This is a genomic window from Bradyrhizobium sp. NBAIM08 (genome assembly GCF_020193935.1).
Taxonomy (GTDB): Bacteria; Pseudomonadota; Alphaproteobacteria; order Rhizobiales; family Xanthobacteraceae; genus Bradyrhizobium; species Bradyrhizobium yuanmingense.
The window spans coordinates 1-422 of record NZ_JADYVR010000676.1 but is presented as its reverse complement, the minus strand read 5'-3'; the positions used below and the strand labels follow the sequence as shown (position 1 = coordinate 422).

1 protein-coding gene is annotated in these 422 nt (G+C 78.2%); it reads right to left on the bottom strand.

What is annotated here, in order from left to right; all coding sequences use genetic code 11:
• Positions 1-422, bottom strand: a 422-nt coding sequence (locus I6F37_RS41515) for a hypothetical protein (RefSeq protein WP_225154599.1), incomplete at both ends; no start/stop codon positions are given.

Here is a 422-nt window from a genome sequence, read left to right as displayed (position 1 = left end):
CGCCGAGGCGCACGTACTCGCCAGGGCCCTCGGCGGGCGGCCGCTCGGCCTCGTCGAGGGTCAGGATCAGGTCCAGCATCGCCGTGCCCGAGGCGGCCATCGTCTCCGCCGAGACGCGCGCGTCCTCCTCGGCCGGGACCTGGCGCTCGCCGGCGCCGCTGATCGCCAGCGCCTCGAGCCCCTCATCGCGCAGGACGGCCTGCTCGCCCAGTCCCATCGGGACCGCGAGCCGCGAGAGGCCGCTCCACAGCCCGGGCTCATCGTCGCGCTCGCCGTAGCGTCCCGCCGCTCCGGCACGGGCGGTGCGCAGGAGCTGCGGGGAGGCGCTGTCGGGGCCGAGCCCGGAGGCGACCACGAAGGGCGGCCGGGGGTCCCGCACCCCGGGCTGGGAGATGACGAGCGCCGCGTCGACCGCCTCGGGC